Below are 18,343 nucleotides of genomic sequence, written 5' to 3' on the forward strand. Positions count from 1 at the left end.
ATAAAGCCATGATGAAAAACAAATTATTAAACAATACACTCTGGATGATGCTGGAAAAAGGGAGTCGTCTAGTTATAGGTGTTTTAGTTAGCGGCCTGATGGCGCGTAGTCTGGGGCCTGATGGATTTGGTCAGCTAAATTATCTTATTTCTCTTCTCACTATAGCATCTGTTCTCAGCTCATTGGGTCTTAATCGAATAATTGTTAGAGAGGTTGCTAACCACCTTGAAGATAAATTATTCTGTAACAATACCGTTGTAACTGCATTTTATCTTAGACTGATTGTTTCCTTAGTATTATGGATCACAGTAAGTGTCATTGGGTTACTATTTCTGCCCGAAGATATGTTGTTTATCACCATTATCTTTTCCTCATTGTTTTTCATTGCCTTTGATGTGTTCGATTTTTACGCTCAAGGATCCTCAGATTTTAAAGTCATCAGCCTTTGTCGGCTAGCCACTTTCTTGGTCACTTCGTTGCTCAAGATTGGTGTCATTCTGCTTGGTGGAGGACTTGACGTATTTGTCTGGCTGGTAATGATTGAGTATTTGCTGGTTGCAGTATTTTTCTACGCCTTCTTTATTCGTAAACGTCATCTTGCGCTGACCCTCGAACAGGTTAAGGTGCGACGAGGTGTCGAACTGGTTATGGAATCTTGGCCCGAAATTATTGCTGGCTTTGGTGCGATACTCTTTATGCGCCTTGATCAGATCTTCCTACAGTGGCTATCAGGTGATGCAAGTGTCGGGATCTACTCTGCTGCTACCAGGATCACCGAGGCTTGGTATTTTTTACCTTCGGTCATTATCGCTACTACGTTTCCAAAACTGTTGTCATTACGTGGTACCTCATACGAGCGCTACTTTGAAGGCATTCGAGTGTTAATGTCTTTTTTGGTAATACTTTCTGTTGCTGTTGCACTTTTTTTCAGTATTACAGCAGACTGGATTGTTGCTTTGCTATTTGGTCCGAATTATGCCGAGAGTGCCAACGTCATCGTATTGCACACTTGGGGGGGGATTTTCCTGTGTATGGGGATTACCTCTGGTTCTTGGTTAGTGGCAGAACGCAAACTGAAATTAAATTTGCAGCGTAATTTATTTGGGCTGGCGGTGAGCGCAATAACAAACTGGATGTTGATCCCTCTTTATGGTGTTACTGGCTCTGCCATTGCAACTGTTGCTGGGCTAGGCGCTGCATTTTATTTCTTTGATCTATTGCATCCTCAGCTTAGACCTATGTTCTGGCTCAAGAGCAGTGCCTTTTGGCCAACCCATCTTTATCACTTTATTCGTGACCGGAAATACTTGAATCATGAAGCTTAAATCTATTTATCAACATCTACGCCATTCGCTTTTTAGACATAGTGCCGCATTGGAAAAACCCTTAGTTATTCAGTTTCCGGTCATTGATATTTGCAATTCACGTTGCCAGATGTGCCGTATCTGGGAGAACAAAAAAAGCCATGATATTACGGTTGATAATTTGCGCAAAGGGCTGAACAGTGAGCTGTTCAGCCGTGTTGAAGGGATTGGTTTTAACGGTGGTGAACCCACCTTGCGTGATGATTTGATTGAGTTGGTTGAGGTGGTGCTCGATCAGTTGCCTAATCTTAAACAGGTATCTCTCATTACCAATGCTTACAAGTATCTGCAAGTGATCGAGCAGATCGAAAAAATGGGGCGCCTCGTCAAATCCCGTGGCAAGCATTTCGATGTAATGATATCGCTGGATGGCTTCGGGGATGTGCATGACCGTGTGCGTGGCCGCAGCGGAAATTTTGAGAATGCTAAGAAAGTATTGGCATTTCTCAGCGATTTTGATGGGGTAGACAATGTTCGAATTGGTTGCACCGTCATTCGGGAGAATGTTTTCCATCTGGCCGACTTGTTTGAATTTTGCGCCAGTCGTGACCTGTATATCAAGTATCGTCAGGGGGTTCCCCATCAGCGGCTCTATACGGAAAATCTGCTGGATCCATATGCGCTGACCGTTGAAGAAAAATACGAGTTCGTCGAGTTTCTTGAAGGCCTGATCAAGTATTACGAACCCAGCTTGTTGCAGCGTTTATTCTATCGTTCACTGATTGATCAGATCCTGTATGACAAACCGCGAGCGGCGGGATGTGACTGGCAACATCGTGGGGCCACCATTACCGCTAAAGGTGAGCTCGCTTATTGTGCGGTTAAAAGTAAAGCCCTGATGAGCAATATTGCCGATGGGGATCCCATGCAGGCGTATTTTGGCAACCAGGCCCATTTGCACGAGATCCTCGCCAATGAATGTGCCAACTGCCACCATGACTATGTGGGCTTGCCCAGTCCAGCCGTTTATCGCCGGATAATGATGGCGCGCATTGATGAGCGTATTGGCTTTAAAGACAAGTTGCGCCGGGTGCCAGGCTTTACAACACTCAATCGTTATCGCCAACGTCATGGCTACAGCAAACAGCTCCAGTATTATCAAGCTCAGAGCGATCGCCCGCAGGTCTCCACAGAAGGCAAACAAGTGCTTATCTGTGGCTGGTATGGCACCGAGACCCTGGGAGACAAAGGCATTATCGGCGGGGTGATGCATGCGCTGAGGCGTCAGCTTGGGGAAAATACCCGCTTTGTCGTCGTAGCCCTCAATCCCTATATCAGTGAGATGACTCGCCGCCAGATGCCGGAGTTTCGTAATACCCGCATAGTGACACCAGAAGAGGGGGTCGGGCTTGCCCGCCATATGGATTTTGTGGTGTTCGGTGGCGGTCCCTTGATGGCGATTGACCCACTAGCACCCATGCAAGCCATCTTTGAGCGGGCCAAGCAGGGGCGAGCTCGTACCATTGTGGCTGGGTGTGGTGTAGGACCACTTGGGGATACCTGGCACAATGACAGCATTGCCACCATTCTGCGATTGGCTGATATCAGGGTTTACCGGGATGCACGTTCACGCGACTATGCGCAGCAAATTGGTGTCGATGCAGCGCAGGATCCGGTGGCAGAAGATCCCGCCTTTACCTGGTTGGCGAGCATCGCCGAACAACTGCCCAGCAAGACGTCAGACCCCGAGCGCCAAGTCCTGTTGCTGGGGCTACGTGACTTCCCCTATCAGGAATATGCCCGTCATATCTCGCTTGTCCAAGCGTTGGCCATCCGTGACAATTACGAGCGGGTCGTGGTGGATGCCCTGATCCAGCTGGCCGCCAAACGGCCGAATCTGGTGATCCGGCCACTGCCCATGTGCACCAATCACTTCGGGTCGGACGATCGTTGGTTCTACCGCCGCTTGTTCCGTCAGCAGTCTGCGCTTGAGGCTGCCCTCGACTACTCATTGCTGGGGCCAGAGATGGCGCCATTGCCCTATTGTGAGGCATTCAGAGCCGCCGATGCGTTGCTGGCCATGCGCTTCCACTCTTTGGTGTTTGGCCTGGGACTGGGGGTCAACTCGGTTGGCATGGACTACACCCTGGGCAAAGGCAAGGTCCGTTCGTTGGCTGAGCGCTTTGGTGCGCCCCTGCTGGGTATGACAGATCTCAAGGTTGATGAATTGGTGGCTGCGCTAGAAAGTGCTCTCGATGCACCTCCCGCCACTCCCATTACCATGGAACAGCTCAGTTTTGTCCCTGCGTTGTTGGCGAAATTGCAGGAGGCTGAAGCATGAGGATCCTGCATGTTTGCTATAGCGATCTGGATGGTGGCGCCGCACGCGCCGCCTTTCGCTTGCATCAAGCCCAGCGCAGCCAGGGGCTCGATAGTCAAATGCTGGTGATCAATAAATGCTCGGATGATCCCTTCGTACACAGGGTCTCTGGCTTGCGTCAATTGCGTATCAAGCTGGCCGCTGCATTGAGCCGCTTGCTTTTGCGCTGGCAGAAAAGCTCTAACCCGGTTCATCACTCACTCAACCTGCTTCCATCCGGCTTGCTACGTGAAATAGACAAGCTGGCCCCCGATGTGGTCAACCTGCACTGGCTGGGTGGAGAGATGCTGTCGGTGGGGGAGATTGGCCGCATAAGTCAGCCCGTGGTCTGGACGCTGCACGATATGTGGGCTTTTAGCGGGGCCGAGCACTACGACGATGATAAGCCGTCGGAGCGTTATCGGATGGGATATAGCCGCGACAGCCGCCATCAGCAACATAGTGGGCTGGATCTCGATCGCTGGACATTTCGGCGCAAGCAAAAGGCATGGGCAGGTAAGTCATTTCAGATTGTGACACCCAGCAACTGGCTGGCCGACTGCGTCCGGCAGAGTAGCCTGTTTGCCGGCTTGCCTGTGTCGGTGATCAGCAACTGTATCGATCACAACCTCTATCGCCCGCTGCCTCGGGAGCTGGCCCGTGAAGCGCTGGGGTTACCACAAGGCAAACAACTGTTGCTGTTTGGCGCCATGTCGAGCACCTCGGATCCGCGCAAAGGTTACCACCTGCTGATCCCGGCGCTGCAGCAGCTTAGTGCCGAGGGCAAGGCGAAGCAGATTGAACTGGTCGTGTTTGGCGCCAGTCGAGGAGATGCCGAACAAGTCACGGGGATCAAGACCCACTATATGGGACGCCTGCACGACGATATCAGCCTCTGTCTGCTCTATAACGCGGCCGATCTCTTTGTTGCCCCTTCGCTGCAGGATAACCTGCCCAATACGCTAGTGGAGTCTCTTGCATGTGGCACTCCATGTGTAAGTTTTAACATTGGTGGGATGGCTGATTTAATTAGCAGTTATGATATGGGATTAATTTTAAACGTCGTGTCAGCTGAGAGCTTAGCTGAGGGGATCTACACGATGCTAGAGTTAAAATATGATAAAACTACAATTGTAGAGAATTCAATTCAGCGAAGAAATGAAGATGTTATTGTACAGAAATACTCTGGATTATATAAATGAAAAATAGTGAAAAAATTATTTCTATTATTACTATCGCCTATAATGCATATGAAGACGGGTTGGAAATAACCTTAAATAGTGTGATATCTCAAAAGAGGTTCGATGTTGAGTATTTGGTTATTGATGGGGGGTCAAACGACCAGTCTAATAACATATACAATAAATATGCATCATCGATTGATTTTATTGTTTCTGAGAGAGATTTAGGTATTAGTGATGCTTTTAATAAAGGTGTTCGCAATGCTACCGGTAAATTTATTTGGTTTGTCAATGCAGGCGATTACTTGCAGAACGGGGCAATACAAGAGGTTATTGATTTCATAAATGGCAATGGCAATGGCAATGATATCATTTATGGCGATATGGTATGGGTTGATGGAGGTGATGAGAAAGTTTTGCAACCTTCATCTAACTATAAACAGAAGATTCGTTATGCTATGCCCTTTCTTCATCCATCTACAATTATGAGTTCTGAAGTATTTTCTCGTATTGGCCTCTTTGACCTTAGGTTAAAAAGAGCAATGGATTATGATTTAGCATTGCGAGCATTTCTTGCAGGATTTAATGCAGTTAAAATAAATCGTGTGCTTGCATACATGACTGCGGGGGGGGTTCATGACATAAACTATATGGCAACATTAAAGGAGGTTTTTAAAATATCATGCTTCAGTGGTGGTCGTTTTTATATTGCATTCGCGATGCTTTTATATACTTATTTAAATAAAAAATCAAAATTATTTTTGGCTTTTAAAAAAGTAGTATTTAGATGAAAGCGATCTATCTCCTCAGTCGATCTGATCTTTACTCTGGTGCGGAAAGAATGTTGGCGGTGCTGTGTCAAGCACTGAAAGAAATAAATACTGACCGAGGACTATATTTATTAGGTGCATCTCCGCAGCTACTAAATAAATGTGCACCGTATGCAAACTGCATTAAAGTGCCGCCGTTGGAAAAGGTGTCATCGAACCCTCTGCGTTTATTATGGTTTTTTTTATCTGGGTTGCGATATATAAATGCTTTCTTTAAGAATAAAAAACAAGATATATATATTTTTAATGACCTTGAGTCACTAGTTGCGGCTTGGCCCTATGCCTTATGTCAAAGGTCGTTTTTTTATCTTCACGATAGCCACAACTTGGAGCGAATGAAGGGGGTACTTGTCTGTAAGTTGATATCTATATTGGTGGATAAAATAATTGTTATTACAAATGGTAGAAAGAAAAAACTTTCCCATGCTGGTATTAACAATACGTTTTTCTTAGCCAATTGCATTGATCCTGACAGTTACTTAAATACTTTTGAAAGAAAAACTATAAAAAATGAAATACATTGTGTTTGTATCTCTCAGATTACTGCATGGAAGCGTCTTGATAAAACTATCTCTGTTTTTAAATCGTTAGCAGAACATGCACATGGCTTCTCTTGTTTTTTGCATATCTATGGACGCGCTAACCCTGATGATAAACAAGGTATGGACATCCTTGATAATATAATGAATGAAAGTATTAGCGATCCTCGAATCACTTATCATGGGTATACAAATAACAGTGGTGAAGTCTACAACAACGCCAGTATAATCATTAACATGTCTTATAATGAGCCATTTGGGTTAGTTCTTGTGGAGGCATTAAATTCGGGGTGTTATATTATCTCCTCAATGGGGGAGGGGCCAAATGAAATTATCACTAACCAACATGTTGGAATGTGTATTGAAGAAGGTGAAAATATAGATTCATGGTTTGATAATAATTTGCCAGTAATCATGAGTGAAATCATGAAATCTGCAGAGTATAGAATGATGTATGGTAGGAATTTCTCTTTTGAAAATTACAAGCTGAAGTTGAAATCAACAGAGCTTATAAAGCTATGATAAAATATTATTGGTTTATAATCGCTGTAATTTTCGCCTTCCTTAGTTCTATCAGATTTTCAATACTCCCTGAATTTCAGGTTATGCTTATATTAATAGTGTTGTGTTTTGTTAAAGATAAGCAAACCATAATTTGTACTTTGATATGTGTATTATGTACGCATACATATGCGATACCTGACATTATATATAGGGGAATGCCTGAAACATATCCAAGTATATATACTAAGAGTATCATTCTTTCTATAAAGTCGATTGACATTATTTCCATTGCCGTTGCCATATATTCCTTTCCAAAGATTTTTTTCATTAAAAGCATTAAAGGAATATCGTTATTAGCCATTCTTTTTATTGTTTCTGTTTTTGCAACAATAATGAATTTTATATTTGGCGTTAGTGATTGGTCATATGCACTGTTTTATATAAGAAGTTTTATTCTAGTGATAGGGTTGTTTGGTATTGTTTGCACCCTAGATAAGCCATTAATTATAGATTCATTATTCTATTCTATGTGGTGCTGGATAATGAAAATGATATTTATGATATTGTTCCCATCTGACAATGTTATTCTTAGGGAAATATTTGGTTTTAACTGGAAGATTTTTTTTGCTGGAGATGAATATCTATCCTTTGGTATGATGTCTGCATGCATACTTTTACTCGCATATACTTCGAACTTCTCTAGTGAGGAATTTTTTAAAGTTAGAAACAAATGTTTTTTATTTTGCTTTATTGCATTGATTCTTGCACTTATTTCACAGAGGAAAGGGTCGATACCATATTTCACTCTCGTCTTTATAATGATTTATTTGTCTGCATCATATAAAAAGCATAGGTTTTTATCTGTTCTCTATAATATGATGTTGATATTTTCCGCTTCATCTTTCTTTATACTTTTCTATTTCTTATATGATTTCTTACCGGATATAATCAAGCTTGCTTTAAACGAATACTACATATTGTATGTGTCTGCGATAGATAGTGTTCGCTTTATGTTAGATAATAATCCTCTAGGAGCTGTCCTAGGTGTGGGTGTAGCAGGTTTGTATAGAGTCATGTCTTTACCTGAATATGCTGACCATGTTTTTTCGTTCGGAAGTGAGGTTGGTAAAGAATATCGATACGCAATATGGAATTTACCTCTTGGACGGCTATCTATAAATTCAGGTATTATCGGTGTGATCATTTCATTAGTCTTCCTTTTAAGACGGATTATAATAAGTCCGTTCTCGTTTTATTTGCTTTTTGGTATTATTCCATTTTTTGCGATGTATGGTGTGACGCCTATATCTGCAATTTATGTTGGTTTTTCTCTAGGCGCCCTATATAAATGTTCTGTATCTATTAATACAGCAAAGTAAATTTATTGTTATTGTGTCCTGTAGCTCAGGAGTAAGTAGTGATATTATTCGATAATATAATAAGCAAGTTACAAAGTGGCGGTGGTGTAACTGTCTACTTTAATAATCTACTTCATGGATGTAAGAAAAATAACATTGAATATTTAGTGGCTAGTGATAGTAGTGAGTGTCATCGGTTATTTGAGCGTTATCGAAACTGTATTATTGATAGAAAAGAAGGTGTATTTCACTCCAGCTATTATCGTCTACCAAGCCAACGCAGCCCTAAAGTCGTGACAACGGTACATGATTTCACCTACGAGAAATTTGTGACGGGACCTGCACAATGGGTTCATACTTGGCAGAAAAACAGAGCAATTCGCAACAGCGACCTTATCATTTGTGTATCGCACAATACAGCTAGAGATCTGATGCAATACTGCCCAGTAGATGAGTCAAGAATTAGAGTAATTCACAATGGGGTATCTGACTCCTATCGTCAATTACCAATCAGGTCTGACTTTAATTATAATAGTGTATTGTTTGTTGGTGCCCGAGGGGGATATAAGAACTTCCATCTTGCGATTGACGCGGTTGCTGCGGTCGTGGATCTTGAGTTGCATATTGTTGGCGGTGGGGCACTGTCATCAGATGAAGTGGCTCAACTGGAGAAAAAATTACCGGGTCGATATCGTTGGCTAGGCAGGCTCAGTGATGAAGAGTTGAACGTAGCTTATAACCAAGCTTATGCTTTGCTCTATCCCTCTAGCTACGAAGGGTTTGGTATACCTGTGATTGAAGCCATGCGTGCTGGCTGTCCGGTTATTGCTGTTAATGTTTCTTCGATTCCTGAAGTCGCTGGCGAAGCGGCAATCCTGGTTGACTCACCCTCGAGTTTTGCTCTGCGAGATGCATTAAACGCCGTTTCAGAACGTCGTCAACAGTTGGTTGTTGCTGGTTTAGCCCAAGCGGCTAAGTTTTCATGGGATCGTTGTTTTGACGAAACCTTGGCTGTGTATAACGAATTACTTTAAATTACTTGATAAGTGCGGAATAAAAAATGAGCAAGAAAGTTGCATTGATTACAGGCGTTACAGGTCAAGATGGGTCTTATCTGGCCGAGTTGTTGTTAGAAAAAGGATATGAGGTGCATGGTATTAAACGTAGAGCATCTCTATTTAACACTGGGCGAGTAGATCACATCTATCAGGATCGCCATGAGCAGAATCCGAACTTCTTCCTGCATTATGGTGATTTGGCTGATAGCTCGAATTTGATCCGCTTGGTAAAAGAGATCCAACCGGATGAACTTTATAATCTGGCAGCCATGTCTCACGTCGCGGTCTCCTTTGAATCACCGGAATATACCGCCGATGTCGATGCGCTGGGGACGCTGCGTCTGCTGGAGGCGATCCGCATCAATGGGCTGGAAAAGAAGACTCGCTTCTATCAGGCCTCTACTTCTGAGCTTTATGGTCTGGTGCAAGAGATCCCGCAGCGGGAGACAACGCCTTTCTATCCCCGCTCTCCCTATGCTGTGGCCAAGATGTATGCCTACTGGATCACCGTTAACTACCGCGAGTCCTATGGCATGTATGCCTGTAACGGCATCCTCTTTAACCATGAGTCCCCCCGTCGTGGTGAGACCTTTGTGACCCGCAAGATCACTCGTGCCATTGCCAATATTGCCCAGGGCATAGAGCAGTGCCTTTACTTGGGCAATATGGACTCGTTGCGCGATTGGGGCCATGCCAAGGATTATGTGCGGATGCAGTGGATGATGCTGCAACAGGCGTCGGCGGAAGATTTTGTTATTGCCACCGGCAAGCAGATCTCCGTTCGCGAGTTTGTCCGGATGTCAGCCAAAGAGGCCGGGATTGAACTTGAGTTCAGCGGTGAAGGCATCGATGAGATTGCGACCGTGTCGGCGGTCATTGGCACCAATGCGCCCGCTGTCAACGTTGGGGATGTGATAGTGCGTATTGATCCGCGTTATTTCCGCCCGGCAGAAGTAGAAACCTTGCTGGGAGATCCTGCCAAGGCCAAGGCTAAATTGGGCTGGGTACCCGAGATCACCGTTGAAGAGATGTGTGCCGAAATGGTGGCCAATGACCTGCAACAAGCCAAACAACATGCTTTGCTCAAGGCCAATGGTTTTGATGTGGCGATTTCACTGGAGAACTGATCTATGACCGAGAAGAGCACCACTAAAAAACGGGTGTTTGTGGCAGGTCATCGGGGGATGGTCGGTTCGGCCATCTGCCGTCAGCTGATCCTTCGTGACGATGTGGAGCTTGTTGTACGCACCCGCCGTGAGTTGGATTTGACTCGCCAGGAGGCGGTCGAGCATTTCTTTGCGAATGAAGCGATCGATGAGGTCTACTTGGCAGCGGCCAAGGTGGGCGGCATCCATGCCAATAACAGTTATCCAGCCGAGTTTATTTTTGAGAACTTGGTGATGGAGTGCAATATCATCAATGCGGCTCACCAGAGTGGTGTGCAGAAGTTATTATTTTTGGGCTCATCTTGTATATATCCCAAGCTGGCTGAACAGCCGATGACAGAGGCTTCACTGCTCACTGGAACTCTTGAGGAAACAAACGAGCCTTATGCTATTGCCAAGATCGCAGGCATCAAACTGTGTGAATCTTTTAATCGCCAGTATGGCCGAGATTATCGCAGTGTCATGCCTACCAACTTGTATGGCGAAAACGACAATTTCCACCCGGAAAACTCCCATGTAATCCCGGCATTGCTGCGCCGTTTCCATGAAGCCAAACTGCGTGGTGATAGTGAAGTTGTGGTATGGGGCAGTGGTACCCCAATGCGTGAGTTCTTGCATGTTGACGATATGGCTGCCGCCAGTATTCATGTGATGGAGCTGACTGACGAGGTGTATCAAGCCAATACCCAGCCGATGCTCTCCCACATCAATGTGGGTACTGGTGTTGATTGCACTATCCGCGAGTTGGCAGAAACCATGGCCAAGGTGGTGGGTTTTGCCGGTGAGGTGGTATTCGATGTCACTAAACCTGATGGTACCCCGCGCAAGTTAATGGATGTGAGCCGCTTGGCGAATTTGGGCTGGCGTTATACCCATTCGCTGGAAGCCGGCTTGACCTTGACTTATCAATGGTTCCTGGAGCACCAAGATGAGTTTCGTAAATAACCCAAATCACTGGTTAGATAAGGCACAATTTCAACAGATAGTGGCGGCGACGCCACTTATCTCCATTGACTTGATTGTGCGTAATCAGCAGCGATTGGTGTTGCTTGGTCGGCGATTGAATCGTCCAGCACAGGGCTTTTGGTTCGTGCCCGGTGGCCGGGTGCGTAAAGACGAGCGGCTTGATACTGCTTTTATGCGTCTAACCCAAGAGGAGTTGGGGGGAGCAATCAGTCGTGGCAGTGCCAGTTTCCTCGGCCCTTATGAACACTTTTATGCCGATAACTTCTCGGGCGAAGATTTTTCAACTCACTACATCGTGTTGGGATATGAATTGGCGTGGCAAGGGCAGCAAGACGCACTGCCGGTGAGCCAGCACGATCAATATCGCTGGTTTGCTGTGGATGAGTTACTACAAGACCCTAGCGTGCATCAGCACACCAAAGATTATTTTTTAGAAAGGACATGATGTCATGTTATTGCCAGTTGTAATGGCCGGGGGCTCGGGCACCCGCCTGTGGCCCTTGTCGCGCACTCTGTTCCCCAAGCAGTTTTTATCGCTCACTAGCGCTGCCACCATGTTGCAAGAGACCTTGCTGCGTCTTACTCCTTTGGCTCATCAGCCTGCATTTATCATATGCAATCAGGAGCATCGCTTTATCGTCGCCGAGCAGTTGCGCAAGGCTAAGTTGACGCATGGCGGCATTGCGTTAGAACCGGTTGGTCGTAATACCGCTCCCGCTGTGGCAATTGCCGCGTTGCATGCCCGTGCCAAAGGTGAGGATCCTTTGTTGTTGGTATTGGCAGCCGATCATGTAATTGCGCAGCCAGCAGTATTTTGCCAGGCCGTTCAAGCGGCCATGCCACTGGCAGAACAAGGCAAGTTGGTGACCTTTGGCATTGTCCCTACGACGGCAGAGACCGGTTATGGCTATATCCGTCAAGGTGATGCTGCTGGGCTGGTGGCCAGTACGGTGGCAGCTTTTGTGGAAAAACCCAACCTTGAGTTAGCACAGCAATATCTGGCCGATGGACGCTATTTGTGGAACAGTGGCATGTTTTTGTTTAAAGCCTCTGTTTATTTGCAAGAGCTGGCACGACACCACCCACAAATGGTTGAGCAGTGTCAGCTGGCATTGCAGCTGGCGCAGGATGATCTTGATTTTATTCGTCTCGATCAAACCGCCTTTGCTGATTGTCCGGATGATTCAATTGATTATGCTGTCATGGAAAAAACCACCAATGCGGTGGTGATGCCACTTGATGCCAGTTGGAGTGATGTGGGTTCTTGGTCTGCCTTGTGGGAAGTGAGCGAGAAAGACGCACAGGGCAATGCGCTGCATGGCGATGTGTTAACTGAGCAGACCAATAACAGCTTTATTTATTCCCAGCATCGCCTGATAGCCACTGTGGGGGTGGACGATGTTGTGGTGGTAGAAACCAAAGATGCCGTGTTGGTTGCTCATAAAGGCAGGGTGCAAGATATCAAGGGTATTGTTAGCCAGTTAAAAGAGGCTAATCGCACGGAGCAACTTCAGCATCGTGAGGTATTCCGTCCTTGGGGTAGCCACGACGCTATTGCTGATGGTCAGCGTTATCACGTTAAACAAGTGATGGTCAAACCCGGTCAAAAAACTGCATTGCAAATCCATTATCACCGAGCCGAGCATTGGGTGATCGTCTCTGGATCCGCGCGTGTTACCCGTGGCGATGAGTCCTTTATCATTTCTGAAAATGAATCGACCTATATTCCGGTCGGTGTTGCACACTCAATTGAAAATCCTGGCAAGATCCCTTTGGAGATGATTGAAGTGAGAACCGGAGTTTATCTTGAAGAAGATGATGTTGTGCGTATTCCATCAACTGGGGTCGGTTATTGATGAAAGTCAGCATTATTACCGCTACTTATAACAGTGCTGCAACTATTGTTGATACCTTAGCCTCGTTAGATAGCCAAACTTATCCTGATATTGAGTATATCATTGTCGATGGGGCATCAACAGATAATACGCTTGAGATTATCAAGACCCACTGCGCACGTGTGAGCAAGGTAATTTCTGAGCCCGATCGTGGCATTTACGATGCTCTTAATAAAGGAATTTCCGCTGCAACTGGTGATGTTATTGGGTTTTTGCACTCGGATGATTTTTTTGCTTACCCACAAGCGATCCAGGATATGATAAATGTCTTTAAGTCGGATAACTGTGATGCAGTATATGCAGATCTCGAGTATGTGCAGCAAAACAATGTAAATAGAGTTGTTCGTCTTTGGCAAAGCGGTACATATAATAAGAATAAATTAAAGTATGGCTGGATGCCGGCACATCCGACATTTTATATGAAGCGTAGTTGCTATCAGAAATTTAATGATTTCAATCTGAATTATAAAATTGCAGCTGATTATGACTCTATTTTACGTTACTTATGGCGTGAGAATGTCAGTGCTAGTTACTTGCCAAAAGTGTTAATCAAGATGCGTGTAGGGGGAGTCAGTAATCGCTCGCTGGCGACCATATTACGAAAGACCAGCGAAGATATACAAGCCATGCGTAATAATGGTTTGTTCTGGCCATTGACAATTGTGTTGAAAAATTTATCAAAAATCCCGCAGTTTCTGGTTAAAAAATCATGAATAATACGCAATCTATTATTTCTCATAGTGGTATCGCCTTTGGCACCAGTGGCGCTCGTGGCTTGGTGGTTGATTTTACCCCCGAGGTGTGTAGTGCCTTTACCCATGCATTTGTTGCGGTACTACGGAAGGAGTTTGCTCCCAGGCAACTGGCATTGGCTATCGATAATCGCCCCAGTAGTTATGCAATGGCACAAGCCTGTGCCGCTGCTTTACTGCAGGCAGACATTGAGCCAATCTATTATGGGGTGGTTCCTACGCCAGCATTAGCCTATCAAGCGATGCAGGACAATATGCCATGTATCATGGTGACCGGTAGTCATATTCCTTTTGAACGCAACGGTTTAAAATTCTATCGACCCGATGGTGAAATAACCAAAGCTGACGAGTTGGCTATACTGGCGGCAGAGGTTGAATTTGACGCCTTGCCTGCCTTGCCGCAATTAGTAGCTAGTCCCCGAGCGGCAGAAAATTATTGCAAACGTTATTCCTCCTTGTTTTCTAGCAATATGTTGACTGGCAAATGCATTGGTATTTATGAGCATTCCAGTGCAGGGCGCGAACTCTATGCTCCATTGTTTGAATCTTTGGGCGCAGACGTTATTCGTATCGAACGAAGTGATCACTTTGTGCCGATTGATACTGAAGCTGTGGGGGAAGAGGATAAAGAAAAAGCGCGTCGCTGGTCTACCGAGTATAAACTTGATGCAATTTTCTCTACCGATGGCGATGGGGATCGGCCACTGGTTGCCGATGAAAATGGAGAGTGGTTGCGAGGTGATATTTTAGGTCTGCTTTGTGCCGACCAGTTAAATATTGAAGCGTTAGCGATTCCTGTGAATAGCAATACCGTGATCGCCAGCTGCGGGAGATTTACCAAGGTATTATTAACTAAAATCGGTTCACCTTATGTAATCGCGCAATTTGCTGAACTAACCAAGGAATTTAAGCGAGTCGCCGGATTCGAAGCCAATGGTGGCTTCTTGTTAGGCAGTGATATTGAACTTGATGGTAAACCGCTTGCTGCTTTACCGACCCGTGATGCGGTATTGCCATTCTTGATGCTGTTGGCTGCCGCTGGTAAAGGGGCTATATCCCCCTTAGTGGCTGCATTGCCTGCACGGTATACCTATTCCGATCGGATCAAAAACTTTGCTAGCTCTCGTAGCCAGGAAATATTAACCCAGGGGATTTCCAATCCACAAGCCTTGCTGATGCGTTTCGGTTTGGTGGATAATCAAGTAAATGGGATTGATACGACAGATGGTCTTCGCATGAAGCTTGATGGTGGTTGTGTTATACACCTGCGCCCTTCTGGCAATGCTCCGGAATTACGGTGTTATGCAGAAGCGAGTGATATGAATCATGCTCAGTTACTTGTAAATAGCATATTGGCAAAGGTTTTGGATAACTGACAATCAAGTAATCACCCTTGACTCCTACCTGGGTATTTTTTACTTTGTTGTGTGACTGGGGCTAGAGACTACCGGCTGTATTAGCCCCTTATTATTCCTTTAATATTACCTACTGCCAGCTAACATAGTTTCTGAGCTATTTATTATGCTGCTTGCACCAGCCTTCCTCATCGCTTCAGAAGTAGGCTAAACAACATCCATCCCATCGATAGTTGCAAAATGTCGTGCGGCATATGAAAGCAACCAAGTTACTCACTTGAACATGAGTAACATCGATGCTTTGTGATATCATGCCACAGTTTTGCTCGTGGGTATCATGGCATTAGTTTTTTATTGGTTTTGGTGGAATAAATAAAAATGAAACAGAAGGGATTGCTGCTCTCGTTGGTATTGTTCGGGTTGCCAGTCTTGGCTGCACCGCAAGTGACGCCAGAGATGATGGCTAAATTTAAGCAGCTATCTCCTGCCCAGCAGCAGGCTCTGGCTGCTCAATATGGTATTGACCCATCCCAGTTTGGGGGGGCTGTCGGGGAAAGCCGTGTGACACCGGTTAATACAGCCCCAGTGGCTGCCCCGCGTGAAGTGGATTATAGCCAAGCATCTCAGCGGCCTTTAGTCGCGGGTGTGGCGCAAGAGGGCGCGTTGCAGCCCTTTGGCTATAGCGTGTTTGCCGGTGAACCTCTCACTGATGCTCCCGTTGTGGATATGCCGGTTGCCGATGATTATGTGATGGGCCCGGGCGACGAAATCCGGGTGCAGCTCTATGGCAAGGAAAATGCGAGTTATAGCCTTGCGATCGGTCGTGAGGGGTTTATCGATTTTCCATCCCTTGGCCCTATTGCAGCCAGTGGCCAGACCTTCCAGCAACTGCGTACTGAACTGGAAAACCGGATCAAAGAGCAAAAAATTGGTGTAGAAGCATTTATCAGCTTTGGTGCTCTGCGCACCATGCAGGTTTTTGTGATGGGCGATGCCTATCGCCCCGGCGCCTACAACGTCAATGGCATGGCAACTGTTACTCAGGCCCTGCAAGCCGCGGGTGGTATCGATACGGTGGGGTCGCTGCGCAAGATACAGGTTAAGCGGGCAGGGCAGAAAGTCATCGATGTTGACCTCTACAAGATGTTGGTATGGGGTGATACCAGTCAGGATATCCGCCTGCGTTCCGGTGATACCGTGTTTATCCCTGCCAAAGGCAGTGAAGTGAGCATCGATGGTCTGGTTAAACGCCCAGCCATTTATGAACTGAGTGGTCCTGCGGCCTTGGTCAATGTACTGGGACTGGCCGGTGGAATGAAAGCCGCCGCGTTGAAAGAAGTGTCAGTTACCCGTTATGGCGAAACCGGGATGCGGGTATTCAACCTGAATCTGTCAAATCAACATGATCGTCAGTTTGTCGTGCGCGATGGTGACAAAATCACGGTCAAACCGAGTAGTACTGAATATAGTCAAGCGATCGTGGTAAAAGGTGCAGTCGTTCGTGAAGGAGTCTTCAGCTTCCAGCCGGGGATGCGGATCAGTCGTGTGCTGCAAAGTGCTGATCGAGATCTGACATCGGTCACTGACTTGAACTATGCCTTGATTGTACGTGAGGTGGATGCCCAACGTAATATCGAGGTGCTGCAATTCAATCTGGGGCGTGCGTTGCAAATGCCGGGTGGGGAAGATGACATTCGCCTACAGCCGCGAGATCAAGTATTGATCTTTAGCAATGATACGAAAGATCGTTTACAACAACTTGCGGATGAGCAGATTAATTATAAAGATATCAACAATATGGCTCGGCAGCGTATTCAGCAGCAAGGAGATGCAATTGATTCTAGTACCGGGGCCGATGTCAGTCGTGCTGAGCTGAATAAAGACGCAAAGATGACCTTAAACAAGGTCTCTGGTACCACTGAGGTTGACGCTGCTGTGGGGGCGTCTCGTCAGGCGCTACTTGCTCCAGTTATTGAGCGCTTGAAGTCACAAGCAGCACAGGGCAGGCCGGTACAGATAGCTGAAGTTCGCGGTGAGGTGAAGTATCCGGGGGTCTATCCTTTGACCTCCTATAGCCGTACCCATGATTTGATCATGGCTGCGGGTGGTTTTAACGAACAAGCAAATGTGATCGAGCTTTCCCGTATTAGTGAACGAGGGGATGATATTGCAATTGAAAATCAGCGCCTGGATTTGGCAACTGCAAATCGGGTAACCGGTTCGCCGTTGGTGCAATCAAAAGACAGCTTGAATGTCTTGCCACACCCTCAGTGGCGTGAAGAGGCAACCGTTCAGGTATTTGGTGAGGTTAAGTATCCGGGCACCTATACGGTTCGTCGTGGTGAGAGTCTTCAAGAGTTGATTCAGAGAGTGGGTGGTATTACTGCTTATGCTAATCCGAACGGTGCAGTTTTTGCCCGTGAGGCGCTGCGCAAGCAGGAAGCAGAACGGATTGCTTTGCTGCGTGATGAGCTAAAGCAAGAGATAGCGACGATGACACTGAGGCGTCAGTCAAGCATTGCCAACTATACCAGCTCTCCTGCCGAGGCGATGACGGTGGTTAATCAGCTGGAAAACAGCAAGGCTGTCGGTCGGATGACCATCGATATGCCGGCGATCTTGTCTGGAGATAAGCAGGTTGATGTGATGCTGCAAGATGGCGACAAGCTTTATGTGCCAGCGTTGCAAAATGTGGTCTCTATTCAGGGAATGGTGCAGTTCCCCTCTTCCCACGTTTACGATGGCAACTTGAGTGTTAATGATTACTTGAGTCGTGCCGGAGGAACCAAGAAACAGGCTGATACTGACCGTATCTATGTGATCAAGGCCAATGGTAGTGTGATGCTGCCAGGCGATAGTTGGTTTGGTGGTCGCAAGAGCCTGGAGCCGGGTGATACCATCGTGGTACCAGTTGATTCTGATTATCTGGATAACCTGAGTATTATGACCTCTGCAACCCAGATCCTTTACCAACTGGGTGTCGCGTGGAGTGCAATCAAGTAATGGTATCGTTCATTTGACAACCCATTCAGTCAGGTGGTGAAGGCCGCCTGACTCTTCTGAGATCCGGTTTGTT

At 46.1% G+C, this 18,343-nt stretch carries 14 protein-coding genes; all 14 read left to right on the forward strand.

All coding sequences use genetic code 11. The annotated features are described in order from the left end of the window. The first annotated feature begins 8 nt into the window (after positions 1-8). The 14 genes from AACQ95_RS20840 (at position 9) to AACQ95_RS20905 (ending at position 18,270) form a co-directional block, all read left to right on the forward strand. Positions 9-1,325, forward strand: a complete 1,317-nt coding sequence (locus AACQ95_RS20840; protein WP_241279740.1) for a flippase — start codon at positions 9-11, stop codon at positions 1,323-1,325. Continuing rightward, on the forward strand, positions 1,315-3,645 hold the full coding sequence (locus AACQ95_RS20845; protein ID WP_241279741.1) for a polysaccharide pyruvyl transferase family protein: 2,331 nt from the start codon (positions 1,315-1,317) through the stop codon (positions 3,643-3,645). The genes AACQ95_RS20840 and AACQ95_RS20845 overlap by 11 nt, the downstream gene beginning before the upstream one ends. Continuing rightward, positions 3,642-4,865 (forward strand): glycosyltransferase, encoded by a 1,224-nt coding sequence (locus AACQ95_RS20850; RefSeq protein WP_241279743.1) that lies wholly within the window; start codon positions 3,642-3,644, stop codon positions 4,863-4,865. The genes AACQ95_RS20845 and AACQ95_RS20850 overlap by 4 nt, the downstream gene beginning before the upstream one ends. Further along, positions 4,862-5,635, forward strand: coding sequence for a glycosyltransferase family 2 protein (locus tag AACQ95_RS20855; RefSeq protein ID WP_241279745.1), 774 nt, complete (start codon positions 4,862-4,864; stop codon positions 5,633-5,635). The genes AACQ95_RS20850 and AACQ95_RS20855 overlap by 4 nt, the downstream gene beginning before the upstream one ends. Then, entirely contained in the window at positions 5,632-6,735 is a 1,104-nt protein-coding gene (locus AACQ95_RS20860) for a glycosyltransferase (RefSeq protein WP_241279747.1), read from the forward strand. The genes AACQ95_RS20855 and AACQ95_RS20860 overlap by 4 nt, the downstream gene beginning before the upstream one ends. A 524-nt stretch (positions 6,736-7,259) precedes the next feature. Then, positions 7,260-8,096, forward strand: a complete 837-nt coding sequence (locus AACQ95_RS20865) for a hypothetical protein (RefSeq protein WP_241279749.1) — start codon at positions 7,260-7,262, stop codon at positions 8,094-8,096. Between the two features lie 38 nt (positions 8,097-8,134). Continuing rightward, on the forward strand, positions 8,135-9,109 hold the full coding sequence (locus AACQ95_RS20870) for a glycosyltransferase family 4 protein (RefSeq protein WP_241279750.1): 975 nt from the start codon (positions 8,135-8,137) through the stop codon (positions 9,107-9,109). Positions 9,110-9,135: 26 nt separating this feature from the next. Next, complete coding sequence (gene gmd, locus AACQ95_RS20875) at positions 9,136-10,260, forward strand: GDP-mannose 4,6-dehydratase (protein ID WP_241279752.1); 1,125 nt, start codon at positions 9,136-9,138, stop codon at positions 10,258-10,260. Between the two features lie 3 nt (positions 10,261-10,263). Then, complete coding sequence (fcl, locus tag AACQ95_RS20880) at positions 10,264-11,244, forward strand: GDP-L-fucose synthase (protein ID WP_241279754.1); 981 nt, start codon at positions 10,264-10,266, stop codon at positions 11,242-11,244. Further along, positions 11,228-11,710, forward strand: a complete 483-nt coding sequence (locus AACQ95_RS20885; RefSeq protein ID WP_241279756.1) for a GDP-mannose mannosyl hydrolase — start codon at positions 11,228-11,230, stop codon at positions 11,708-11,710. The genes fcl and AACQ95_RS20885 overlap by 17 nt, the downstream gene beginning before the upstream one ends. Positions 11,711-11,714: 4 nt before the next feature. Further along, positions 11,715-13,121, forward strand: a complete 1,407-nt coding sequence (locus AACQ95_RS20890; RefSeq protein ID WP_241279759.1) for a mannose-1-phosphate guanylyltransferase/mannose-6-phosphate isomerase — start codon at positions 11,715-11,717, stop codon at positions 13,119-13,121. Beyond that, positions 13,121-13,873 carry a glycosyltransferase family 2 protein gene (locus tag AACQ95_RS20895; RefSeq protein WP_241279760.1) on the forward strand — a complete coding sequence of 251 codons (753 nt, stop codon included), beginning with the start codon at positions 13,121-13,123 and terminating at the stop codon, positions 13,871-13,873. The genes AACQ95_RS20890 and AACQ95_RS20895 overlap by 1 nt, the downstream gene beginning before the upstream one ends. Continuing rightward, positions 13,870-15,288 (forward strand): phosphomannomutase, encoded by a 1,419-nt coding sequence (locus tag AACQ95_RS20900; protein WP_241279762.1) that lies wholly within the window; start codon positions 13,870-13,872, stop codon positions 15,286-15,288. Before AACQ95_RS20895 ends, AACQ95_RS20900 begins: the two co-directional genes overlap by 4 nt. 357 nt (positions 15,289-15,645) lie before the next feature. Next, the gene (locus AACQ95_RS20905; RefSeq protein WP_241279764.1) at positions 15,646-18,270 is read left to right on the forward strand and encodes an SLBB domain-containing protein; all 2,625 of its coding nucleotides are present in this window, start codon (positions 15,646-15,648) and stop codon (positions 18,268-18,270) included. The last annotated feature ends 73 nt before the right edge of the window (positions 18,271-18,343 follow it).

Source organism: Aeromonas sp. MR19, from assembly GCF_963899305.1.
GTDB lineage: Bacteria > Pseudomonadota > Gammaproteobacteria > Enterobacterales > Aeromonadaceae > Aeromonas > Aeromonas bestiarum.